Origin of the sequence: Kitasatospora sp. NPDC059160, assembly GCF_042755465.1 — a bacterium.
In the GTDB taxonomy this organism is placed as follows: Bacteria; Actinomycetota; Actinomycetes; order Streptomycetales; family Streptomycetaceae; genus Kitasatospora.
Window position 1 is genome coordinate 69,396 of sequence record NZ_JBHZCN010000044.1, and the last position, 6,000, is coordinate 75,395.

7 protein-coding genes are annotated in these 6,000 nt (G+C 72.0%); 4 read left to right on the forward strand and 3 right to left on the reverse strand.

The window, feature by feature from the left end:
- The first annotated feature begins 169 nt into the window (after nt 1-169).
- Nucleotides 170-544, forward strand: a complete 375-nt coding sequence (locus tag ACFXOZ_RS20525; RefSeq protein ID WP_375893676.1) for a transglycosylase SLT domain-containing protein — start codon at nt 170-172, stop codon at nt 542-544.
- 213 nt (nt 545-757) lie between these two features.
- Here the strand turns inward: ACFXOZ_RS20525 and ACFXOZ_RS20530 are convergent, their stop codons facing one another.
- Entirely contained in the window at nt 758-1,216 is a 459-nt protein-coding gene (locus ACFXOZ_RS20530; protein WP_380531071.1) for an HD domain-containing protein, read from the reverse strand.
- Nucleotides 1,217-1,448: 232 nt separating this feature from the next.
- Between ACFXOZ_RS20530 and ACFXOZ_RS20535 the strand changes: the two genes are divergently transcribed.
- A complete protein-coding gene (locus ACFXOZ_RS20535) occupies nt 1,449-2,375 on the forward strand; it encodes an AEC family transporter (protein WP_380591843.1) in 927 nt (308 codons plus the stop codon).
- Here the strand turns inward: ACFXOZ_RS20535 and ACFXOZ_RS20540 are convergent.
- On the reverse strand, nt 2,372-2,836 hold the full coding sequence (locus tag ACFXOZ_RS20540; protein ID WP_380531075.1) for a MarR family winged helix-turn-helix transcriptional regulator: 465 nt from the start codon (nt 2,834-2,836) through the stop codon (nt 2,372-2,374). The genes ACFXOZ_RS20535 and ACFXOZ_RS20540 overlap by 4 nt on opposite strands.
- A gap of 157 nt (nt 2,837-2,993) precedes the next feature.
- On the opposite strand from ACFXOZ_RS20540, the gene ACFXOZ_RS20545 reads away from it, so the two are divergent.
- Nucleotides 2,994-4,004 (forward strand): alpha/beta fold hydrolase, encoded by a 1,011-nt coding sequence (locus tag ACFXOZ_RS20545; protein ID WP_380591845.1) that lies wholly within the window; start codon nt 2,994-2,996, stop codon nt 4,002-4,004.
- A gap of 340 nt (nt 4,005-4,344) precedes the next feature.
- Here ACFXOZ_RS20545 and ACFXOZ_RS20550 read toward each other — a convergent pair whose 3' ends face one another.
- Nucleotides 4,345-5,076 (reverse strand): hypothetical protein, encoded by a 732-nt coding sequence (locus ACFXOZ_RS20550; RefSeq protein WP_375893669.1) that lies wholly within the window; start codon nt 5,074-5,076, stop codon nt 4,345-4,347.
- Between the two features lie 281 nt (nt 5,077-5,357).
- Here ACFXOZ_RS20550 and ACFXOZ_RS20555 point away from each other — a divergent pair, with 281 nt between their 5' ends.
- The gene (locus tag ACFXOZ_RS20555; protein WP_380591846.1) at nt 5,358-5,909 is read left to right on the forward strand and encodes an SMI1/KNR4 family protein; all 552 of its coding nucleotides are present in this window, start codon (nt 5,358-5,360) and stop codon (nt 5,907-5,909) included.
- Nucleotides 5,910-6,000: the final 91 nt, after the last annotated feature.

Below are 6,000 nucleotides of genomic sequence, written 5' to 3' on the forward strand. Positions count from 1 at the left end.
TGGCTCTCGTCGTCAGCCGCACCGGTTCCTGTCCCACCGGTCGACGGCTTACCGCCGAGTCGCGCCCCACAACCGCAACGGCCCCTGTCCGGCCCGTGGTCCTGGGTGGGGCGCGACTCGGCCCAACCTGATTGAGGTCCTGTTCTACATGCCCACTTTCAAGCTCCGTATGCGCACTTCCGCCGCGATTCTCGCCGGCACCGCTGGTCTCACCGCCCTGGGCGCGGGCGTCCTGCCCGCCACCGCGAACGCCGCGACCGCCTCCCCGCAGGCCATCGCCGCCCAGATCGTCCCGGCGAACCAGCTGGCCTCGTTCAGCCAGATCATCTCCCACGAGTCCGGCTGGAACGTGACGGCGACCAACCCGAGCTCGGGCTCGTACGGCCTCGGCCAGGCGCTGCCGGCCTCCAAGATGGCCTCCGCCGGTGCGGACTGGAAGACCAACCCGGCCACCCAGATCAAGTGGGCGCTGGACTACATGAACACCCGCTACGGCAGCCCGAACGCCGCCTGGAACTTCTGGCAGGCCAACCACTGGTACTAAGCCGACCGACCACCGGCGTACCGACGTGACACCCGTCTCCTGACCACTCCCCCTCACCCCGGGGGTCGGACAGGGACCACCGGGGTGACCCGGGAGGGCCCGGGCCCGCGCGATCCGCGTGGCCCGGGCCCTCCCGTGCGTTCCCTCCCGTGCGTTCCCGCCCCTGCGGGTCCGCCTCTGCGGGTCCGTCCGCGCCCGTGCCGCTCCGCGCCCTCAGAGCTCCCCGGTGAGCCCCAGCAGCTCCCGCATCCGCGCGTACTTGGCGGCCAGCCGCTCGGCGGTCGCCCCGTCCAGCACGGCCAGCCGCGCCGGGTCCGAGTTGTGCGCCAGGTCCGCCCGCTTGACCAGCAGCGCGCCCGGCGTGGCCAGGATCCGCGCGGTGTACGCCTCCACCGGTTCCCCGGGCCGTCGGGTGAGCGCGTCCACGATCGCCTTGGTCGCCTCCGGCAGCGCGGCCCCCGCCAGCCACGCCCGGCTCAGCCGGTCGTCCTCGACGGTGTCGTGCAGCCAGCCCGCCGCGATCTGCGCCTCGCTGCCGCCGCGCGCCGCCGTCCCGCCCGCGACCGCCGCGATGTGCTCGGCGTACGGGTGCCCGTTCTTGTCCACCTGCCCCTCGTGGGCCCGACGGGCGACGGCCTCCACCTCGGACAGGCTCAGGTACTGGTCCTCCACCCGCTCATCGTAGGCCCGCCCCGCGACGCCCTCGCAGCCCCGGCCACCGGCCCGGATCCCACCCCGGTCACCGGTCCGGATCCCACCCCAGGACCCGGGCCCCCTTGATCAACACCCGGACGGCCACTGGTTTACTGCCACGGGGGGTTCTCGGCGGCACCGGTGTTCCGGGGCCCTCCGGCGGGCGATCCCCGCCGCACCCGGCAGACCCGTCCGAGCGATCCGAGGAACCATGCCAGACCTCCACCCGCTGCTGTCCGCCTTCGCCCCGATCTGGGCCCTCACCGCGGTCGGCTACGTCGTCGCCCGCGCCGGGCTGCTCGGACCGCAGGCGGAGCTGGTGCTGACCCGCTTCGTCTTCCACGTCGCGATGCCGGCCGCGCTCTTCCTGATGATCTCCCGCACCCCGCTGGGGCACTTCGCCAACCCGTCGATGCTCGCCTTCGTGGCCGGCACCGCCGTCTCCACCGGCCTCGGACTGGTCGTCGGGTGGCGGCTGTTCGGCCGCAAGCGCGGCGAACTGGCGATCGGCGCGATGGCCTCCGGCTACGTCAACTCCGCCAACCTCGGCATCCCGGTGACCATGCAGGTCGTCGGCGACGCCTCCTTCGTCGGCCCGGTGGTCCTCTTCCAGATCCTGGTGGTCACCCCGGCCGTCCTGGCCGTGCTGGACAGCGGCGCGGCCGGCCGCCGCGCCCTGGTCACCCTGCCGCTGCGCAACCCGATCCTGATCGCCACCGCCCTCGGCGCCGTCGCCTCGGCCACCGGGTTCCAACTGCCCGCCGAACTCCACCACTCCGCCGACCTGCTCGGCGGTGCCGGCGTGCCGACCGCCCTGGTCGCCCTCGGCATGTCGCTGCACAACCGCCCGGCGGCCGACGGCCGTTCGCGCCGCGCCGAGGTCGGCCTGACCGTCGCCATCAAGACCCTGGTCCAGCCGCTCGTCGCCCTGCTGGTGGCCGGCCCGGTGCTCCACCTGCCCACCCACCAGCTGCTCACCGTGGTGCTGTTCTCCGCCCTGCCGACCGCGCAGAACATCTACACCTACGCCCGCGAGTACGGACAGGGCACCGACCTCGCCCGGGACACCGTGCTCTGGTCGACCCTGGTGTCGATGGCGACCCTCTCGGTGATCGCCTGGACCCTGGGCCCCGCCTAGGCTCCGTCCTCGGGCGCGCCCCGAGGGTCGTCCTGCCGGGCGGCGGCCACCACGGAGGTCATCGCCTCCAGGAAGCGGCGGGCCGTCGCCAGCTCCGCCGGGTCGAACCGGCCCATCGCCGCGACCAGGTCGCCGATCAGCCCGCCGAAGAAGCCCTCGCCGAGCTCCATCGCCCGCTCCTCCACCACCAGCCGCACCCGGCGCCGGTCCTGCGGGTCGCGCTCGCGCCGGATCAACCCGAGCCGCTCCAACCGGTCCACCAGGCCGGTGGTCCCGGCCGAGTTCAGCCGGAGCGCCTCACCGAGCCGCCCCGGGGTGACCACCTGCCCGGCCCGGGCCGCGTCCAGCAGGTGGATCAGCGCCCGCAGATCGGTCGGGTGCAGGCCGCTGCGGGCCGCGAACTCGGCCCCGAACAGGTCGAGTTCGACCGTCAGACCGCGCAGCAGGTGGACCAGCCGCATCGGCTCCTCGCGTTCGGACACCCTCTCGTCCTTCCTCGGGCACTCCCGTGCCATTATTCTCTCGTTCAACGAGATACTTGTCCAACGAGTGATTCTACGGGCGGGCGATCACCCGCCCGCCCGCACGCGATCACACCACACCCGCGGAGGCCCCACCATGTCCGCCCGCACCGCGCTCTTCCTCGCCGCCTACGACGAGCTCCTCGCCCGCTGGCCCGTACCGGTCGAACCCCTCACCGTCCGGACCGTCCACGGCACCACCCGCGTCAACGCCTGCGGCCCCGCCGACGGCCGCCCCCTCGTCCTCCTCCACGGCGGCGGCGCCACCTCCGCCATGTGGTTCGCCAACGCCGGCACCTGGGCCGCGGCCGGCCACCGCGTCCTCGCCGTCGACCTGATCGGCGACCCCGGGCGCAGCGTCCACGACGGCGCCCCGCTACGCGACGTCCCCGGCCTGCTCGGCTGGCTGGACGCCGTACTCGACGGGCTGGGCGTCCACGAGGCCGACCTCTGCGGCCACTCCTACGGCGCCTGGACCGCCCTCCAGTACGCGCTGCACGCCCCGGCCCGGGTCGGGCGCCTCGTCCTCCTCGACCCCACCCAGTGCTTCACCGGCTTCCGCCCCGGCTACCTCCTGCGCGCCCTGCCCCTCTTCCTCCCGCACCGCACCCCGGACCGCGCCCGCTCCTACCTCGACTGGGAATCCGGCCCCGGCCCCGCCGTCGACCCCGACTGGCGCGAGCTGTACGCCCTCGGCTACGCCGACTTCCCCGCCTCCCCCGTCGTCACCGGCCCCCGCCCCACCCCCGCCCGGCTCCGCACCCTCACCACCCCGGTGCTGGCCCTCTACGCCGCCCGCACCCGCACCCACGACCCCCACCGCACCGCCGGAGCCACCCGCCGCGCCCTCCCCCACGCCACCGTCACCACCGTCCCCGCCACCTCCCACCACACCCTCCCCAGCGCCGGCGCCCCCCAGGTCAACCCCCACGTCCTGACCTTCCTCACCCGCCCCTGCCCCCCAGCCCTGACCCCCCAGCCCAGGGAGAGCCCTCCGCGCCACGCCGTGGAAAACATGAGAGGACCCGGGAGCGTAGCCAGCTCCCGGGCCCCTGTTTGCCGCCCAATTGCGCACACCGGCACGTTTAAGGGTCGCGGATCAGCTTGAAATCGACGCGTTCTACCTTTGAACTACCGTGCCACGGAGCGGCACAGACAGGACTTGAACCTGCATTCGTCGATATTCGTCCGCACCCGGTCGATCCGGTGTTCGGCGGCGAATGCTGAGACTTGAGCGAGAGTCTGAGATTCACGGGGCCTGCCTCTGCCTGGCTTGGGCTACCCCGGCCGGTGGTGCCGGGGGGAGGATTCGAACCTCCACTGTGACCCCTGGTCAGCTTCAACGTCAGTGTCAGCTTTCGCACCGTGCAGCGCACCCGCCCGGTCTCCCAGGACGGTTCGGCGCGCTCGGTGCGCCCGCCCGGCTCCCCGGGCGGGCGATCGTGAGGCTACCGGAACAGGTAGCCGAAGACGGCGTCGCCCACCCGCCGGTCGGTGACCTCGACGGCGTTGGCCTCCTCGCGGGCGAACTTGACCGCCTGCTGGAGCTTCTCCACCCGCTCGGCGAGCTCGTTCACCCGGCGGGCCGGCAGCGCGCCCGAGAACTTGACCGTGGTCCAGTAGCCGACCGCGATGTCCTCGTAGTACACCTCGACCTGGGCCGGGTGCTTCTCGGTGGCCTCGGCCTTGACGTGGTTGCGCGGCACCTTCTTGGTCCGGATGGTGCGCACCGGCTCGGTCTTCCAGGAGTCGGTGGACGGGTCGAGGTTCCAGGACTCGGAGGCGTCCAGCACCGGGAGCTTCTTCACGAAGGTGGACAGGTCGGTGAGCTGCTTCTCCAGGAAGAGCAGGTACGGCACCGGCACCTGGGTGAGGAGCACCTGTCCGTCCACCACCACGTCCGCGCTGGCACCGATGTTCGCCCAGTCCTTGGTGGCCGTCACGTCGAAGAGCCGGGTGAGGGTGTTCGCGGTGGACCGCAGGATGTCCTCGGCCTTCAGCTGCACCCGGGTCGACTCCGGCGGCAGCTGCTCGCCCTCCTCGTCCTTGGGCTGGTAGGTCCGGGAGATCCCGGCCAGCAACGCGGGCTTCTGCAGGTCCTGGTGGGCCTGCGTCAGCTCCTGGAAGGACTTGGACTTGACGCCCTTTTCAACGGCGATGATCTGGTTCAGCTTTGCCACGCCCGGGACGCTACCAGCCCCGAACCGACCGATGACACCCAATTACCGACCGGACACCCGACCCCCGGATCCTGGGCCGCAGCGGCAGCCGGAGACCCGGTTTCACGCACCAACACCCTCACGAAGCCGCCGGCCGACAGAGCCCCTCATCGGTCTCGCCCGACGAAGCGTTGAACGACAGGCCAAGGCCGGCTGCCCTTCGCCGGGCTTCCTGTGACCCACCAGTCCGTCTGGCGTTCCTGGCCGTCAACATGTCGGTGGGCCCTGACAACATCACGGTCATGACCGACATCGATGGCCTCGTACAGCGCGTCGCCGCCCGAGCTGCGTCCGACGGCACGGACCTTCCCGCACCCGTCGGCGATGCCCGGATCGCCGAGGCCGAGGCGCGACTGGGCTTCTCGCTGCATCCCCTCCTCGTACGCCTGTACCGCGACGTCGCCGACGGCGGCTTCGGTCCCGAATACCGGCTGCTGCCGTTGCTCGGCCCGGGTTCCAGCGTCGTTGGCGAGTACCTGACGCGGCGCGAGGCGTCCGTCGGAGCGGAGCACCCCCAGTGGCCCGAAGGCGTTGTACCGATCCTGACCTGGGGGTGCGCCATGTACGCGGGCGTTGATTGTCTCAGTGGGGACGGTCAGGTCCTGCTCTTCGAGCCGAACCCGTACAGCGGCGGATCGTGGGATGAGTGCTGGTTCCTCGACTCCACCAGCCTCTCAGCGTGGCTGGAGACATGGCTCGCCGGGACGGGCTGGTTCGAGGAGGAGGCGCTCGAAGGCGACGACCTGGTCGAGCCGCGTCCATGGGACCAGGCCGCAAGTCGGCTGCGCTCCTAGTGTCCTGAGTCCTTGATCCGTCGTTGGTCAGTGCATGGGACGTCCTGGGCCGAGGCTGGCCGAGCTGGTGTTGTCGGATCACGAGCGGCAG